The sequence below is a fragment of the Haliscomenobacter sp. genome, assembly GCF_040403615.1.
Lineage (GTDB): Bacteria > Bacteroidota > Bacteroidia > Chitinophagales > Saprospiraceae > Haliscomenobacter.
Window position 1 is genome coordinate 17,673 of the sequence record NZ_JBBAKG010000013.1, and the last position, 16,169, is coordinate 33,841.

At 47.1% G+C, this 16,169-nt stretch carries 14 protein-coding genes; 4 read left to right on the forward strand and 10 right to left on the reverse strand.

The window, feature by feature from the left end; all coding sequences use genetic code 11:
- Positions 1 to 44: 44 nt before the first annotated feature.
- The 7 genes from bioB to ABW391_RS06250 all read right to left on the reverse strand — a co-directional run bounded on the left by bioB (position 45) and on the right by ABW391_RS06250 (position 7,606).
- Entirely contained in the window at positions 45 to 1,133 is a 1,089-nt protein-coding gene (gene bioB, locus ABW391_RS06220; protein ID WP_353480973.1) for a biotin synthase BioB, read from the reverse strand.
- Between the two features lie 59 nt (positions 1,134 to 1,192).
- The gene (locus ABW391_RS06225) at positions 1,193 to 2,356 is read right to left on the reverse strand and encodes a beta-ketoacyl synthase N-terminal-like domain-containing protein (RefSeq protein ID WP_353480974.1); all 1,164 of its coding nucleotides are present in this window, start codon (positions 2,354 to 2,356) and stop codon (positions 1,193 to 1,195) included.
- 78 nt (positions 2,357 to 2,434) lie between these two features.
- Entirely contained in the window at positions 2,435 to 3,721 is a 1,287-nt protein-coding gene (gene bioA / locus ABW391_RS06230; protein WP_353480975.1) for an adenosylmethionine--8-amino-7-oxononanoate transaminase, read from the reverse strand.
- 67 nt (positions 3,722 to 3,788) lie between these two features.
- A complete protein-coding gene (locus tag ABW391_RS06235) occupies positions 3,789 to 4,337 on the reverse strand; it encodes a DUF4276 family protein (protein ID WP_353480976.1) in 549 nt (182 codons plus the stop codon).
- Entirely contained in the window at positions 4,327 to 5,520 is a 1,194-nt protein-coding gene (locus tag ABW391_RS06240; protein ID WP_353480977.1) for an AAA family ATPase, read from the reverse strand. The genes ABW391_RS06235 and ABW391_RS06240 overlap by 11 nt, the downstream gene beginning before the upstream one ends.
- Positions 5,521 to 5,552: 32 nt before the next feature.
- Positions 5,553 to 6,182 (reverse strand): dethiobiotin synthase, encoded by a 630-nt coding sequence (gene bioD / locus ABW391_RS06245; RefSeq protein ID WP_353480978.1) that lies wholly within the window; start codon positions 6,180 to 6,182, stop codon positions 5,553 to 5,555.
- Between the two features lie 284 nt (positions 6,183 to 6,466).
- Positions 6,467 to 7,606, reverse strand: coding sequence for an aminotransferase class I/II-fold pyridoxal phosphate-dependent enzyme (locus ABW391_RS06250; RefSeq protein ID WP_353480979.1), 1,140 nt, complete (start codon positions 7,604 to 7,606; stop codon positions 6,467 to 6,469).
- Positions 7,607 to 7,784: 178 nt separating this feature from the next.
- Between ABW391_RS06250 and ABW391_RS06255 the strand changes: the two genes are divergently transcribed.
- Together ABW391_RS06255 and ABW391_RS06260 are read left to right on the forward strand one after the other, a co-directional pair.
- Positions 7,785 to 8,705, forward strand: coding sequence for a DUF72 domain-containing protein (locus tag ABW391_RS06255; RefSeq protein WP_353480980.1), 921 nt, complete (start codon positions 7,785 to 7,787; stop codon positions 8,703 to 8,705).
- Positions 8,705 to 9,997, forward strand: a complete 1,293-nt coding sequence (locus tag ABW391_RS06260) for an ATP-dependent DNA helicase (protein WP_353480981.1) — start codon at positions 8,705 to 8,707, stop codon at positions 9,995 to 9,997. The genes ABW391_RS06255 and ABW391_RS06260 overlap by 1 nt, the downstream gene beginning before the upstream one ends.
- Positions 9,998 to 10,177: 180 nt before the next feature.
- Here ABW391_RS06260 and ABW391_RS06265 read toward each other — a convergent pair whose 3' ends face one another.
- The 3 genes from ABW391_RS06265 to ABW391_RS06275 all read right to left on the reverse strand — a co-directional run bounded on the left by ABW391_RS06265 (position 10,178) and on the right by ABW391_RS06275 (position 14,684).
- The gene (locus ABW391_RS06265) at positions 10,178 to 11,479 is read right to left on the reverse strand and encodes an HlyD family secretion protein (RefSeq protein ID WP_353480982.1); all 1,302 of its coding nucleotides are present in this window, start codon (positions 11,477 to 11,479) and stop codon (positions 10,178 to 10,180) included.
- 18 nt (positions 11,480 to 11,497) lie between these two features.
- Complete coding sequence (locus tag ABW391_RS06270; RefSeq protein ID WP_353480983.1) at positions 11,498 to 13,690, reverse strand: peptidase domain-containing ABC transporter; 2,193 nt, start codon at positions 13,688 to 13,690, stop codon at positions 11,498 to 11,500.
- A gap of 175 nt (positions 13,691 to 13,865) precedes the next feature.
- Positions 13,866 to 14,684, reverse strand: a complete 819-nt coding sequence (locus ABW391_RS06275; protein ID WP_353480984.1) for a hypothetical protein — start codon at positions 14,682 to 14,684, stop codon at positions 13,866 to 13,868.
- Between the two features lie 63 nt (positions 14,685 to 14,747).
- Here ABW391_RS06275 and ABW391_RS06280 point away from each other — a divergent pair, with 63 nt between their 5' ends.
- Both ABW391_RS06280 and ABW391_RS06285 read left to right on the forward strand, forming a co-directional pair.
- Complete coding sequence (locus ABW391_RS06280; protein WP_353480985.1) at positions 14,748 to 15,110, forward strand: MmcQ/YjbR family DNA-binding protein; 363 nt, start codon at positions 14,748 to 14,750, stop codon at positions 15,108 to 15,110.
- Positions 15,107 to 16,159 (forward strand): NAD(P)/FAD-dependent oxidoreductase, encoded by a 1,053-nt coding sequence (locus ABW391_RS06285; RefSeq protein WP_353480986.1) that lies wholly within the window; start codon positions 15,107 to 15,109, stop codon positions 16,157 to 16,159. The genes ABW391_RS06280 and ABW391_RS06285 overlap by 4 nt, the downstream gene beginning before the upstream one ends.
- The last annotated feature ends 10 nt before the right edge of the window (positions 16,160 to 16,169 follow it).

A 16,169-nucleotide genomic window follows, 5' to 3' on the forward strand; every position in this document is an offset into this window, starting at 1 on the left:
CCCTTCGGGGTTTTGGATTTAGGGGCATCCACGTAGGGATGCCCCTACTGTTTGCGTTTTTCTTTACCCAATTCCGCGTACTTCACGTTCGCTTCGATGCGGTGACCGGGGCGCGACCATTTGATTCCTTCTCCGGCTACGACCTCTTCTTCCTTGATTTCCGGAACAAAACCATCCGCAAAGGGGCGCTTGGGAATCAACCCCAGAGCCTTGAACATGTCCATGTCTTCGTAGGCATCAGGATTGGGAGTGGTGAGCAGTTTTTCACCTGCAAAGATCGAACCTGCTCCGGCCATAAAGCACAAAGCCTGACCTTCCTGGCTCATTTCAGTCCGGCCTGCCGACAAGCGCACGGTGGTTTGAGGAATCACAATCCGGGTAGTGGCCACCATCCGGATGATGTCCCACATGGGGATCGGTTCCAGATTTTCCATCGGTGTACCTTCTACCGCCACCAGGGCGTTGATGGGAATAGATTCGGGTACAGGATTCAATTGAGACAAGGTCAAGAGCATTTTACAGCGGTCTTCCACCGATTCGCCCATGCCGACAATACCTCCTGAACAAACGGTCAGGTTGGCTTTGCGCACATTGGAGAGGGTTTTCAGGCGATCATCATAGCTGCGGGTAGAGATGATGTCGTCGTAGAATTCCTCAGAAGTATCCAGGTTGTGGTTGTAAGCGTATAAGCCTGCATTGGCAAGGCGTTGCGCCTGGTGTTCGTTGAGCATGCCCAGCGTACAACAAACCTCCATATCTAGCTCACGAACGGTTTTGACCATCTCAATCACATGGTCAAAATCGGCATCGTCTTTTACTGCTCTCCAGGCTGCTCCCATGCACAAACGAGAAGCACCAATGGCCTGTGCCTGCATGGCCGCAGAACGCACCGCATCCACACTCATCATCGGTTCGTTTTCTACACCGGTATGGTAACGGGCTGCTTGGGGGCAGTACCCACAATCTTCAGGACATCCGCCTGTTTTGACTGAAACCAGCGTACTGATTTGTACCTCACGTGGGTTATGGTGCTGACGATGTACCGTAGCAGCCTGAAATACAAGCTCCAACAAAGGGGTGTGGTAAACTTCCAGAATTTCCGCTAAGGTCCATTGTTTTTGTGTAGCTGCCATTATTCAGTTTTTGAATCCACTATCGTTTGCTTTTGGCAAAAAACAGTGATCTCCATGTATTAATATTTGTTTCCCTTTCTCAGCAAAATACTCACCGCATTTCCGCCAAACCCCTGCGCATTGACCAACATGGTTTCCAAAGGACGGTTTGCTGCTGAAGCGGCGGCAAGATAGGGAATTCCGATAAATCGATCATTCATTAACATCAACAAGGCGAATTCCAGGCTCAAGCCGCCCGAAGCGCCCAGGGTATGGCCAATCTTCCATTTGTTGTTGGTGATCAGCGGCAGGTCTTCTCCAAACACTGCCTGAATGGCTTTCATTTCCGCCGCGTCTCCTTGTTTGGTACCCGGAGCGTGGGTTACGATTGCATCTACTTTTGGGCAACCTGCTTCTTCCCAGGCCATGCGCATGGCCCGTTGCATGCCATCCGCATCTTTTGAAACATTGGTTGGCGTACCGCCCCATTCGGTTGAAAAACCTATCCCTTCGATCCAGGCCAAGGCTTCGCTGGGTTCTTTTTCCATACAAAAACAAGCGGCGCCTTCGCCAATGGCCATGGTATTGGCGGTTTTTTCCAAATCCAGCGCCCGCACCGGATAATCGTAGTCATCCACCCCCGCCATGATGCGCAGAGCTTTCATTTGGGCGATGGTGAAGGGTGTAAGGGGCGCTTCGGTTCCGCCAGCCAGGTAGCGGGTCACCCTGCCGCTTTCCAGCCAGGTTACCCCACTGAGGATGGCGTGCAAGGCGGTGCTGCAAGTAACCGAATGCTCGGCTACCATATCGCCCGAGCGCAGGTGATAGCCCACCCAAGAAGACAAGTTTCCGAGAGTAGTGAGCGGCGAGGTCATCGGAGACAAGCCGCCTTCGATGCCGCCTTCCCATTGTTGGTAGTAATGTTCCCAGGTATTGGTGGCCCCACGAGAAGACCCGATTTGAATGCCCAAACCCGGCCCTGCTTGCCAGCCCGCACGGGTTAACGCTTGCTCTGCCGCAGTGATGGCCAGAAGTACCGAGCGGTCGACCTGGAAATAGTACTTGTCGCTGGAGCACATTTTGATGATCCGGGACTCTGCGGCAACGGGCAGTCGCCCCATCCAATGCCCGTAAGCATCTTGTACCAGGTAATGCCGTTCCAATTGCTGGTAGCTGCCCCAAGGATCAAAGCCTAAAGCGGAGATGCTGCCCCAGCCCGTTATGCCGATTTTGTTTTTTCCCATTGTCGTTGATTTCGGAATCGGGACTTTAAACTTTCGGCTCTCCCAACGCACACTTGATTACAGCGTAAAATTAGAAGCCTACCATTCAAAATCCAGTGCCGCTTCCAGCGCCGTATACACTTGGTCCAATTGCGGATCGGTGATACAATACGGCGGCAAAACGTACACCACATTTCCTAAAGGCCGCAAAATTAAGCCACGTTGAAGGAAAAAACGGTACAAAAGGTCTCTTAAATTATTAAAATATCCGCTTTGCGTGTCGGTCTTGAATTCGATGGCCAGAATGGTTCCGGTTTGACGAGCGTTCTGCACTTGGGGGTGATTTTTGATTTTCACCAAAAAATCGGATTGCCGTTTCACCACCCTTTCGATATTCCCTTGTGTTTCAGCAGACAGCAGTAAATCCAGGCTCGCCAAGGCCACCGCACAGCCTAGGGGGTTGCCCGTAAAGGAGTGGCCGTGGTACAAAGCCTTCATTTTGTCATCTGCATAAAAGGCCTGGTAAATGGCCTCGGTGCAGGTCGTTAGGGCCATGGGCAGCATGCCTCCAGTCAGGCCTTTGGAAAGGGCAATGATGTCGGGCGTCTCCTGGCAATGTAGGGTCGCAAAAAGCTTACCGGTGCGCCCAAAACCGGTCATGACTTCGTCGGCAATGCACAAGGCGCCATGTTTTTTGCAAAGCGCCATCAGTTGATCAAGCACATCAGGGCTGTACATCAGCATTCCACCTGCTCCCAGCACCAGGGGTTCGAAAACGAATGCAGCCACATCGCCTTTTTGAAGGTATTCTTCCAATGCAATAAGGCAAGCTTCCTCTTGGCCAGGGATGGGTGTAGGTATGCGTTCCACCTGGTACAAAAAATCCTGAAAGGCGTTGTGAAACGACAAATCTCCACCTACCGACATGGTACCAAAGGTATCGCCGTGGTAGGCCAAATCAAATGCGATGACTTTTTTACGCGCTATGCCCTGGTTGTAAAAATACTGGATGGCCATTTTGATGCCCACTTCCACTGCGGTGGAACCATTGTCGGTAAAGAAAGCCTTGCTTTGGCCTGCTGGCAACAAGGGCAACAAACGTTCGGCCAGCTCTATCGCGCTCGGGTGGGTGAAACCTGCAAAGATGACGTGTTCCAGGGTACGGGCTTGTTCGGCCAGTTTTTCGGCCATATAGGGGTGCGCGTGGCCATGGATATTGGTCCACCAGGAGGCTACGGCGTCGAGGTAGACCTTGCCCGTTTCGTCGAACAGTTCGGCGCCTTTGCCCGCCACGATGGCGATTGGGGCGTCGGCGGTTTTCATTTGGGTGTAGGGGTGCCAGATGTGGGCACGATCGCGGGTGATCCAGTTGGGTTGTGTCGACATTTTAATAACAGTTTGGTTTAGACCCATGCGGGTTCTATTAGAGTCAGCAAAAATGTGGACACAAAGTTCATTTTTTCAAGAAAGCGAGCAAATTTTTGAAGTCAGGAAATTCATTTTCGAGTTTGGTGGCATCTAAACGTTTGAGTAATTCAACGGCGTGTTTGATCTCATGGTACTCACCTTTTTTAGTTCCTTTGGTTGCTTTTTTGAGTATATCCTTAGGTTCAGGAATTTCCGCAGGCCTTCTTTTGGGGAGTTTTTTGGTAATATCAGCGTTAAAATAGTCATCTAATATGTCAGGTTGCGAAATGAACCAGGCTTCAACTGCTTGAATCATGTAGAAAATTTGATCCTTGTATTTTTCCAGTTTTTGTGCTTGCAAATCCTTGGTGCGATTCGTTTCGGGCTGATCCAAATCCATCAATAACCCAACCTCTTCACCTTCGTTTTTGAAGTGTAGGAACTTCTTTATTGCCTGGGATTTTCCGTTCCCAAGGATGATTTTGGGCTTATTTTGATCCATCTTTTTAGAAAGCAGCTTATCAAAACCTTGACGAAGGTCTCCATTGGTGGCATCACTACTTCCTTCAATGATTAAGGTCTTTTTAGTTGCCATATCTCACTCCCCCAAAGTCGCCTTGTTTCCACATTTGGCCGATGGTGTAATCTTCGTACCATTCAGCGAATTGGTCGGTGGAGAAGGATTTTACGATAGTTCCGTTTTGTTCGTCTTTTTCGAAAACTCGGAGATTTTCAATATCAAAGTAATTCAATAAACTCTCAGAATGGGTTAAAATGACAAAAGTCGAAGTTGCAGAAGCGTCTTTAATTGCATTTGCTAAATTTAGAATCATATCGGGATGCAAGCCCAATTCTGGTTCATCAATACAGATTAGTTTCCCGCGATTGGGATTAAAAAATATAGCTAAAAGGCATAAATATCTGAGTGTCCCGTCAGAAAAATTTGAAATAGGAATAGAGCGAGCAAACTCACGTTCTTCAAGTTGCAACTCAATATTTCCAGCAATGAAATGAAAATCAAAGCCCGTAAAATTAGGGTTGACCTCCTTAAATAATTCTTCAATTTTTCGAAAATTCCTCTTGTCATTAATCTTAATGATATTTAATAACTGAGTCAAATTTGCGCCGTCTAAAGAGAGTGCTTTTGTCGAATTTGAGTTCACCATTCTGCGAATGCCACTATTGGGGGAAGTATCAAAAGATTCATATACAAAGATTTCTTTTATGTTCTTTTTAAGTACCTCCAAGGCATTTAAATCGTCTTCATTTCTGAGTACGATGGAGCCTAACATTAACTCTTGTTCATCAAATCCTTTATTGTAATATACACTTTTACCATCTTCCTCAAATCCAAGCATAGAGAAAAAATATTTATAACCATCCGAACGCCAAAGGCTTTCTTCTGTAAAATAATCCGCCCCACCACCTATTTTACGATTTAATGTAATTGTATAGACTAAACTATCATCTTCAAATTTGTATTCATCCTTATATTTAAATTTACTGGTATCAAATGTAAACTCAAGTTCAATTTTATTTGAGTTTAATTCTCCTGGAAGCACAGTTCTATTGTAAACAGTATCAAACCCTCCTAAGTGGCGTACAAAATAATTGTATAACCCAATTCCATTTACTCCTTCCTTTAATATCCGAAGTGCTCTCAAGAAATTGGATTTCCCTGAGCCATTTATCCCAACCAAAATGTTGACTTCAGGGTGCAACTCAATTGTCGTTTTCCCAAAACTATAAAAATTCGTTAGCTCAACTTTTTTGATCATCGACCTCGATTTTGTACTGCAAGCTACAAAAATTACCCTGGATTCACAAAGGTTTCCCGCAACAACTCCGCTTGTTGCGCAATCGCCTCAGGCGAAATATGCCCCATCTCCCCCACTCTCCCCAACACCTTCACCCCACTCAGCGCCTCAATCGCTTTTTCCGAAGCCACATTCTCCGCTCCGTTGTACAACAATCCAGCCAGCACAATCCCCCGCGAACGCAATACCTCCAAACTCAACAAGGTATGGTTGATGCTGCCCAAATAATGCCGAACTACCAGGATAACGGGCAAGCCCAGGTTTTGCATCAAATCCAGCATGGTTTCCTGATGGTTGAGCGGCACCATCAAGCCCCCAGCACCTTCAACAATCAAAGGGCGATCGGTGGATGGCAATTGAAAGTCGGAAACCTTGATTTCCACCCCATCGATGGCAGCTGACGCGTGCGGAGACAAAGGCATAGTCAAACGAAACCGCTCGGGGAATATCCGGGTTTGGGTATTGCTGATCCAGTTTTGCACTTTCATGGAATCGGTATGATCCAGGTCGCCAGATTGAATGGGTTTCCAATAATCGGCTTGCAGGGCTTCGACCAGAGTTGCCGCAACCACGGTTTTGCCTATTTCGGTACCGATGCCGGTTACAAAGTATTGATGGTGCATGGTTGTTGAACTTGATGTTCACCACAAACATAAGTCCTCCCGATTTTTTGAAATACCCACTTTAAAGCCCCGTAGGGGCGAAATATGGGTAGAAAATGCGCCCGAGCTCCAATTCAAAGTCCCGTCAGGGACGAAATGTGGGTTAATTACATCCTAAATACCCACATTTCGTCCCTGACGGGACTATTAAAAGGTGCTGGTTATGCTTTAGCTACCCATATTTCGCCCCCAACGGGGCTTCAAACAAACCACGGTTATTATCAAAAATTCGATATAACTCCTATTTATGGCAAAATTTTTTTCTCCAATAAATCCAATAAAAGCCTAATCTGTTCTTCCGTATTAAAACTGTGCAAACAAATCCGCAGTCGCTCCTGTCCCTTGGGCACCGTTGGATGCAGAATCGGCCAAACCGCAAACCCTTGGTCTTGCAGCGTTTTTGCCAGTTCCCGCACCGCCGAGTTGCCCGGATAAACCAAACTCTGGATTGCACTGCGGCTCGGAATAAACTGTGGACGCAATGAAGCAGGAATTTGTTCGGTAAAAAAGCGGATATTTTGCTGCAAGGCTTCCAATGCCATTCCCTTTTGCATTTGATGGTAGGCAGCTTGCACACCCACCAAACCATGCCAGGGCAAGGCGGTCGTATAGATGAAAGGTTTGGAAAAATTGATCAGGTAGTCGATCAAATAACCTGGGCCACAAATCGCGGCGCCATGCCCACCCAAAGCCTTGCCAAAGGTGTAAATCCGAGCCCAAATCTGCTCTTCCAAGCCCAATTCAGCCACCAATCCACGTCCTTCAGGTCCCAATACCCCGGTCGCATGTGCTTCATCCACGATCAAGGCAGTACCGTATTTTTCACACAATTCGAGCATTTCGATCAAAGGAGCTTCGTCGCCATCCATCGAATACACACTTTCCACCACCACAAAAATCTGGCCTTTGGACACTTGCAATTTTTGCTCCAAATGCTGCAGGTCATTGTGCCGAAAAGAATAATGGGTAGCCAAACTCAGTTTCAATCCTTCCCGCAAAGAGGCGTGAATCAACTGGTCGTAAAGGATCGTATCGTGCCGTTCAGCCATACAAGACAACAAACCTTGATTGGCAGCATACCCTGAATTGAACAAAAGTGCTTTTTCACTGCGATGAAAAGCCGCCAAAAACTGCTCAAAGACTTCCATTTCCTGACGATTGCCACTGATCAGACGTGACCCGGTTGCACCCAAAGGGCCATCTTCCATTAATGCGGTTTGAATGGCTTGCTTCACTGCGGGGCTATGTGAAAATCCCAAATAATCATTGCTGAAAAAATCAATCAGGTTCCGTTCAGCGGGTAAGCGCCTCAACGCATCCGCAGAACGGCGTTCTGCCAAGGCGATTTCCATTTTTCCAGCAATGTTTAAGATCCTTTTCAGCATAAACTCCTTTTCTCTCGAACAAAATTTCAACGTTAAGCTTTCAATGATCAGCCCGACTTCGTCAGGCTGGGTAGTGTTTACTAGCAACAAATTTCACAAATTTTCACAAATCAAATTCTTCACAAATTCTATTTGTGAAAATTTGTGCAATTTGTGGCTAATAAAATTTCTTGAAATCATGGAATTTGGGAAACTCCCTGACATCAGCAAAGTCGATTTTAGCCTCCCAGGAGATGCTCCTGGTACGGCTACCACGCTGCGAAAGTACGATAAGTCGGAAAAATTTCGCGTTTACATTGGTGGCACAGGATGGTCGATGAAGGAATGGGTGGGTAGCATTTACCCGACAGGTACCAAAGCGGCAGATTATTTGCGGGCTTATGGCCTGCAATTCAACACGATCGAGTTGAATACCACCCACTACCGCATTCCCGATTTGGCCACCATCGAACGCTGGAAGGCGGACACGCCAGGTGATTTTCGGTTTTGCCCTAAAATCCCGCAAATACTGAGTCACAGTCGGGATTTGGGCTTGAGCAATCCTGCTTTTGGTCAGTTTTGCGAAGCGGTATTGGCTTTAGAAGAAAAATTGGGCGCTTGTTTTTTGCAAGTGCCGCCTCATTTTGGTATAAAATCGAGAGGCGTGCTGGAAAAATTCATCCACCATTGGCCTCAAGGCATTCCCTTGAATTTGGAAATGCGCCACGAATCCTGGTTCGATGGAGAGGCTACAACCGAAGTAGAGGAAGTTTTTGGCCTCATGTCCGAAACGGAAATGGGAACGGTTTTAACCGACGTTGCAGGCAGACGCGACGTACTGCACATGCACCTGACCTCGTCCATCGCCATGATCAGATTTGTAGGCAATGGCTTGCATCCCACCGATTACAGCCGGATTGATGCCTGGATTCCCCGTTTGCGCCAATGGCATCAGCAAGGGCTTAAGGAGGTGTATTTTTTCACCCATGAACCCGACAACCTTTTGGCTCCGGAGCTGGCCAAATACCTGGCCACGGCTTTGAAGGCGTTTCCTGAAATTGAATCCCGCGGCCCGCAAAAAATAAATTCCGACAGCGCTGGTCAAATGAGTCTATTTTGATGAAAGCACTCGAACTCAATACTGACTTTAAAATTGCCCTTGACCTGATCGAAAAAGAAGGCAAGAACTTATTCATCACCGGACGAGCAGGTACGGGTAAGTCAACATTGTTGCAATTGTTTCGCAATACCACCCGCAAAAAAGCGGTCGTGCTGGCGCCAACTGGTGTAGCCGCCCTCAATGTACAAGGCCAAACCATCCACTCTTTTTTTGGTTTTCCGCCCCGCTTGATTTCAACTCGTGAGATCAGCAAACGCAAAGACCGCAGGCTGTATCGCAACATGGAAGTGTTGATCATCGACGAAATATCCATGGTGCGTGCCGACATGCTGGACAACATCGATTACTTCCTGCGCCTCAATCGCGACAGTCCGCTGCCCTTTGGTGGGGTGCAAGTGGTGTTTTTTGGAGACTTGTTTCAACTTCCCCCCGTTGTAGCCAGCGATTTTGAGCAAGAGGTTTTTAGCACCTCGTACGATTCCGCTTTTTTCTTTTCTGCTCAGGTTTTCAAGCGGGGATTTGAAATCGAGATGTTGGAATTGCGGAAAGTGTACCGCCAGGACAATCGGCATTTCCTGCGCCTCCTGGACGGTATTCGGCTCAACCACGCCGATCAGGACGATTTGGATGAATTGAACGAACGTTTTGATCCAAATTTTGAGCCCGAAGATTTTTACATCACGCTCAGCGCCCGCAATGCGACCTCCGACCGCATCAATCAGCGGGAATTGGGCAAAATTGACTTGCCCGAGCGCAAGTACCTGGCCACAGTAACCGGAGAATTCAACCCGACCCAATATCCTGCGGAGGCAGCCCTAAGCCTGAAAATCGATGCCCAGGTGATGTTGCTCAAAAATGACCCGGATCGCCGGTACGTCAATGGTACGATTGGCAAAATTGTGGCATTGGGCAATGAATTCATCAAAATTCAGATTGAAGAGAAAAGTGGCGATTTGAAGGAGATAGACATCGCACCAGTCACTTGGGAAATCATCCGTTACAAGAACGATCCCACGCAAACCGAAGACATTCAAACCGAAGTAGTTGGCACTTTTACACAGTTTCCTCTACGTTTGGCCTGGGCCGTGACCATCCATAAAGCACAAGGCAAAACCTTTGATCGGGTGATTATTGATTTAGGTGGCGGGGCTTTTGAGCATGGCCAAACCTATGTGGCACTCAGCCGCTGTCGAACGTTGGAAGGCATCGTACTGCGCCAAAGAATTCGGTCTCAGGATATTTTAACGGATATGCGCATTCTGGATTTTTACCAACAAATGAGGGGCCAATAATTATGGCTGAACAGTAACTCAAATTGCGCAATAGCAGCTTCGCTGCTGTAATTCTTTCACCACCTTAGGCACCTAAGATTAACCTTAGAATCCAAATTGTATTGCCTCAGGTGACTCTTAGGTGTCTGAAGTGCCTCAGGTGGTGGAAAATAGAAGCAGCGAAGCTGCTCGCAATGCGAGTCAATAACTCCGATATCCCCGAATGCCCGAAAAAATCCGCTCAATAAATCGCCGCTCTTCCGTGATGATGCGGGCTTCGCCGAACAATTCCTCGTCGGTAGGCACTTGCTTTCTGGCAGTTGTCATCATTTCTCTTGAAAATGCAACTTCTATGGGTACTTCAACTTTCTGGCCATCGTCTCGTGGAGAAAGCGATTTCCAAACAACCCGACCTTCCAATACGCCATATTCTTGATAATCCAGACTTTCCAGACGCACGATTACTTTTTGGTTCACTTTAACCTTACCAGAGCGTTGAAACGGAATAAACATTTTGCCTACAATCTCTTTGTCTTTGGTGGGCACGATGACCATCAATTGCTCATCCTTGTATACAAAGTTGTTTTCGGAGACGTTGCTGCCTACAATTTGCACCAACCCACTCGTTGGCGCTTCAATGATGTAGCGTTGCTTCCAGGTAATTACCCCTGCGCGCAGGCGCAAAAAGGATTCCCGCAATACGTCTGAGGCAAAATTGGACTCGTTGTCTGCTCCGCTTTCAATGCTACGTATTTTAATCCGCAAAGCAGAAAGTTCTGACTCCCGATCCCGAATCTCACTTTCCGTGCGCGACAATTCCTTGTTCAAGTCCATAATGCGGCGGATTACCACGTTGACATGATCCTGCGAAGCTTGATTCACCGACACCAGGTGTTCTTTGTTTTTGCGTTCTTGATCTGCCTCCGCAATTTGCTCCTGGATTTGAGCCCGTATTTTTTTTTGGAAATCAAGGCTTCGATCCAGGCGACCAATCTGACCTTGAGAAGAGCGCAAATCCGAGGTTGACAGGTTTTTGTACATTTCAGAATTGTACTTGACCTGCACATCCTGAAATTCATACAAATCTGCTTGAAGTTCGCCCAAAACCAGGTTGCTGGGCACTTTAAATTTCAGCAAATCCTCATCTCGCAAGCTGGACAAAGCCGTGATGTAATCTTCCAAAGTCAATACATGTCGAAAATTGGCGGTACTTCGAAAAGCAATCAAAGCCTGTCCAGAATCAACCCGCGTATTGTTGCGCACGATGACCTCTTCAATCCGAATGGCATTGGGTGCAGTCAACCGTACCGGGGGGTCTTTGGAAACCAGGCGGATGTTGGCTTCTACCACTTCAGGGTATTTGACCAGGAAAGCCAGCCACATCAACAACACAAAAATGGCGAGCGCAGTCAGGCTTCCCCAACGCACCATCCAGGATGGCGGTGTACCCAGGATTTCCTGTACCTCCTCACTGCGGATTTCTATGTTGTCCAGTTCCTTCACTTCTTTTATTTGCTAGAACTACGATCCGAGTTCCAACTGATTTTTTACCAGTTGGTAATAAGCCCCACGCATGTAGGTCAATTCTGCATGCGTGCCCTGCTCTACGATTTCACCATCTTCCAGTACGATGATGTTGTCGGCGTTCATCACCGTACTCAAGCGGTGCGCAACAATAATGATCGTTTTCCTTCGGAAGTACTCATTGAGGTTTTCCATGATCACCATTTCGTTGAACACATCGAGCGCGGTGGTGGCTTCGTCAAAAAACAGGTAATCCGGATTTTTGTATACTGCTCTAGCAATGTACAAACGCTGTTTTTGTCCCTGACTCAACCCCAATCCTTCCGAGCCAATCTTCGTATTGTAGCCCATGGGCAAAGCTTCAATAAAGCTCTGGATATTGGCTACTTTTACTGCACGAAGCAGTTTTTCCTTGTCAATGATCTCGTCTCCAAGTGCTACGTTACGGGCAATGGTATCATTGAAAATATAGCCTTCTTGCATGACCACCCCACATTTTTCACGCCAAATGCGGTTGCTGAGGTTGCGCATCAGCACATCACCAACCCGAATGGTGCCTTCGGTGGGGTCATAAAAATTGAGGAGCAATTTGAGTAGCGTGGTTTTACCGCTGCCACTGCGGCCCACGATGGCGGTGGTTTTGCCTTTGGGGATGCGCAGTTCTATGCCCTTCAATACCATCGGAGAGCTGGGGCCTTCATAATGAAAACTGAGGTTATCAATGACGATGTCGCCGGTTTCGGGCAAGATGGTCATTTTCTCCTGTGGATTCTCCTCGTCTTCCTTGAGGTGGATTTCGTTGATGCGTTCCATGCTGATCGAGGCTTCCTGCCAGGATTGCATAAAATCTACGACCCGGTTGATTTGGCTATTCAATTGACCAATGATGTATTGCGCCGCGACCAACATCCCGAGACTCATTTGGGATTTGACAACAGCTTGGGCAATCAGGTAAATGATCAGCAGGTTTTTGCCTTCATTGATGGCGATCGCACCTGCGCGTTGAAGTTGTTCTATGCGCAGTTCGCTCATGTTGGTGCGAAACAAGCGGGCTTGTCCGCGCTCCCAGGCCCAGCGTTTTTGCTTCTCGGCATTGTACAACTTGATCTCCTGCATACCGTTGACCATCTCCATCAGGTTGACCTGGTTTTCGGAAGACTGGGCAAAATGGCGGTAATCCAACTCCCTTCTTTTCTGCATAAACCAGCTTACCCAGAGAAAATTGATAAAGGTACCCACCAAAAAAACCAGAAATACCCGAAGGTTCCAAGAAGCCAGGATGATGCCAAAAGCCAGAAGGTTGAAAAACGAAAAGGCCGAGAGCAAGGTCGTGGAACTCAAAAAACGCTGTACGCGCTCGTGATCCGAAATGCGTTGCAACAAATCACCAGTAACCCGACTATCAAAAAAACGAATGGGCAGCCGGGTCAATTTGATCAAATAATCTGAAATTAAACTGATGTTGACCCTTACCCCAACGTGTAAAAGGATAAAGGTGCGGATGTATTCAACAATAACCTGAGTCAAAAACAATACGCCTTGTGCCACCAATACCAGCGTAATAAAATTGAGGTTGCGGTTGCCGATGCCCACATCTACAACGCCCCTGATCAGGAAAGGAAAGATCAATTGCAACAACATACCCAAAAACAAGCCCACACAAAGCTGAATGACCAGATTGGAATAGTTGCGGAAATACTTGGCAATGTAGGCGATGCCCCCTTTGTTTTGTTTTTCCCCATCGCGAGAATAGAACTCTGGCGTGGTTTGCATCAGCAAAACGATGCCATGAGACTCTTCTTCTTCGGATTCAGAAATCCAGTGGCGCAAAAACTCATCTTTGTCCAATTGATATCGGCCCTTGGCGGGGTCAGCAATCCAAACGCGGTTTTTGTAAATGCGGTATACAACAACGAAGTGTTCATTCTCCCAATGGACAATACAAGGCATCGGGATCACGGAAGACAATTGCTCAAACGTGGTTTCAACGGCCAGGGTTTGCATACCGATCGATTCGGCGGCGTCGCTGATGCCCAACAAAGTCACGCCTTGACGTCCAACGTGGCTCAATTCTCGCAGGTGTTCCAGCGAATAATACCGACCGTAATGGCGTGCAATCATCCGTAGACAGGTTGCACCGCAGTCCATTTTGTCGAGTTGTTGGTATGTTGGAAAGCCGTCGTAAATCATGGTTTTCTCTCCGCTGTAGGGCAGTTTTATTGTTGTATTACTGCCAGTGGTTGCCTTTAGACGTAAAATTCTTTACGCTGATACAAATATTAAAGGGCAATATAAGTTTTTTGATTGAAAAATGTAACTATTTGGTTAAAATCTAAAATTAAAGTATAAGCTAAGCCTCTAATTTTCATTTTTTTACCAAGTAAAGATACTTCCGTTCCCATTTTTCCAACAGCGTTCTTTTTTCTTTGCCCTTGATCATTTTTACTTCAAAGCACTTTTTTTCAAGCCAATTGTCTTGTTCATCATAGCGGTATTCGTAGGCATGTTGGGGGTCTTTGATCAGCTCGCCTTGTTCGTTGTACTTTTCGCCAGGAGCAGGAATTTCGGACACCTTCAGCGGATCCAGCACGAAAGTATCACGGGAGGATTCCTTGCCCATAGCGTTGGTTTTTTTGACAATGTAGCGATTGATTTCGGGCAAATATTCTGCTTCTTCACTGGAGCCTTGAGGGTTGTCATTGCCATCGAATTTATCCAGTAAATAGGGCAAGCCCCGACCCTGATTTTTGATGCGGGTTTCATAGCGCAGATAACCCTTTTCACTGAATTCCCGAATGCGCACCAAAAAGCCCCGTGTATCGTAGATGTAGTTTTCGGTACGGCGCTGGTAGCTGCCATTGACATCCCAGGTTTCCAAAATGGAGGCTTTTTTTACCCCCCCAGGACTGTAGTAAGTGATGGTGTCTTTGGAAAGTCGCTTGTCACCTTCAAATACTTCTTGCAAGATGAGTTTTTGCATGGCGTCAAAACGTTGCAGGACTTTGGTTTTGGGGGCACTTTTTTCTTGTACAGGAAGGTGTGTTTCCAGTACCTCCAGCACAATTTTTTCGCCTCGAAAAACTACTGGATGATTGAGGTACAATGCCCTGCTCAGGTTTTGGGCAGAAGCATACCCGCAACCCATCAGGAACAACGGCAAAAGTAGAATCAACAGCGGCTTCATATCGTTATTTTGCCCACAAAATAGACCTATTTTTCGTACATTTAAGGCAACAATATCACCACTATGAATGTAGAAGAACTTTGTGCGTATTGCCTGAACAAAAAAGCCGCAGAAGATACTTTCCCTTTTGGCGAAACAACCATGGTGTTTAAAGTTATGGGGAAAATGTTCGCCATCCTGCCATTGGATGTAGAAGAAACCAGCATCGCCCTCAAATGTGACCCCGATCGCGCCATCGAATTGCGGGAAACTTACCCCGATGAAATTGTTCCAGGCTATCACTTGAACAAACAGCATTGGAATACGGTACATACCGAAAATGGCCTTTCTCCCAAAATTATCCAGGAATTGATTGATCACTCCTATGAGTTGATCGTCAAAAGTTTACCCAAAAAAATCCAGGCTGAACTGGAAAATCTTATATGAAAGTTGATTTCTTGATTGTTGGCCAGGGACTGGCTGGCTCCCTTTTGGCCCATTTCCTGGAAAAAAAAGGCGCATCCATCTTTGTGATCGACCCCGACGGCGAAGGTTCCGCTTCTCGCCGCGCAGCAGGGTTGATCAATCCGGTTACAGGGCGTTATTTCGTGAAATCTTGGCGGGTCGATGAGCTGATTCCTTTTGCGAGGGAAACTTATCAAAGCCTTGAAGCCTTGTTGGGCGGTTCTTTTTACCACGAACGCTGTATTTTGCGCGCCCTCGGCTCTCCCAAAGAAGAAAACGATTGGCTATCCCGTGCCGGAGATCCAGGTTATCAACAGTACATGGGAGACCATGCTCCTGCTGGCGATTTTCAAAACCTCCTTTACCCTACTCTAGCCTACGGCCAAACCCTACAAAGTGCGCAGCTCAACGTCGCAGTTTTTTTGGGTTTTTATCAAAAATATTTGATGAGGAAAAATTGGCTGAGTAAAAATAAATTCCATTACGATGAATTGATCAGGCGGGATGGAGGCATCACTTACCAGGACATCCAGGCCAAGGCGGTTCTTTTTTGCGAAGGCTTTGGTGCGGTCAAAAATCCGTTTTTCAACTACCTCCCCTTCCGAGGCGACAAGGGAGAAGCACTGATTGTAAGGGTACCCGAAGCCAATTTTGACCAGATCGTCAAGCAAAACAACACCTTTATCGCTCCGCTCGAAAATGATTTGTACTGGATTGGTGCTACCTACGAATGGCATTTTGACAATGACGCCCCCACGGAGAAAGCCCGTCTGGAGCTATTGGATCGCCTGGATACCGTGCTGAAAATGCCTTATGAGGTGATCGAGCATTGGGCAGCCATCCGTCCAACGGTAAAGGATCGAAGGCCGTTTTTGGGGCAACATCCTCAATTTCCTCAACTGTGGATATTCAATGGATTGGGTACAAAAGGAGCTTCATTGGCACCGTTTTGGGCAAATCATTTGAGTGAAGCGATCCTGAATGATTCGGCATTAGATCCAGAAGTGTCCATTGAGCGTTTTAAGCAATAAAATCAAACCG

Coding starts and splice junctions, on each gene's coding strand:
- bioB (WP_353480973.1), bottom strand. CDS start 1,133: ATGGCAGCTACACAAAAACAATGGACCTTAGCGGAAATTCTGGAAGTT.
- ABW391_RS06225 (WP_353480974.1), bottom strand. CDS start 2,356: ATGGGAAAAAACAAAATCGGCATAACGGGCTGGGGCAGCATCTCCGCT.
- bioA (WP_353480975.1), bottom strand. CDS start 3,721: ATGTCGACACAACCCAACTGGATCACCCGCGATCGTGCCCACATCTGG.
- ABW391_RS06235 (WP_353480976.1), bottom strand. CDS start 4,337: ATGGCAACTAAAAAGACCTTAATCATTGAAGGAAGTAGTGATGCCACC.
- ABW391_RS06240 (WP_353480977.1), bottom strand. CDS start 5,520: ATGATCAAAAAAGTTGAGCTAACGAATTTTTATAGTTTTGGGAAAACG.
- bioD (WP_353480978.1), bottom strand. CDS start 6,182: ATGCACCATCAATACTTTGTAACCGGCATCGGTACCGAAATAGGCAAA.
- ABW391_RS06250 (WP_353480979.1), bottom strand. CDS start 7,606: ATGCTGAAAAGGATCTTAAACATTGCTGGAAAAATGGAAATCGCCTTG.
- ABW391_RS06255 (WP_353480980.1), top strand. CDS start 7,785: ATGGAATTTGGGAAACTCCCTGACATCAGCAAAGTCGATTTTAGCCTC.
- ABW391_RS06260 (WP_353480981.1), top strand. CDS start 8,705: ATGAAAGCACTCGAACTCAATACTGACTTTAAAATTGCCCTTGACCTG.
- ABW391_RS06270 (WP_353480983.1), bottom strand. CDS start 13,690: ATGATTTACGACGGCTTTCCAACATACCAACAACTCGACAAAATGGAC.
- ABW391_RS06275 (WP_353480984.1), bottom strand. CDS start 14,684: ATGAAGCCGCTGTTGATTCTACTTTTGCCGTTGTTCCTGATGGGTTGC.
- ABW391_RS06280 (WP_353480985.1), top strand. CDS start 14,748: ATGAATGTAGAAGAACTTTGTGCGTATTGCCTGAACAAAAAAGCCGCA.
- ABW391_RS06285 (WP_353480986.1), top strand. CDS start 15,107: ATGAAAGTTGATTTCTTGATTGTTGGCCAGGGACTGGCTGGCTCCCTT.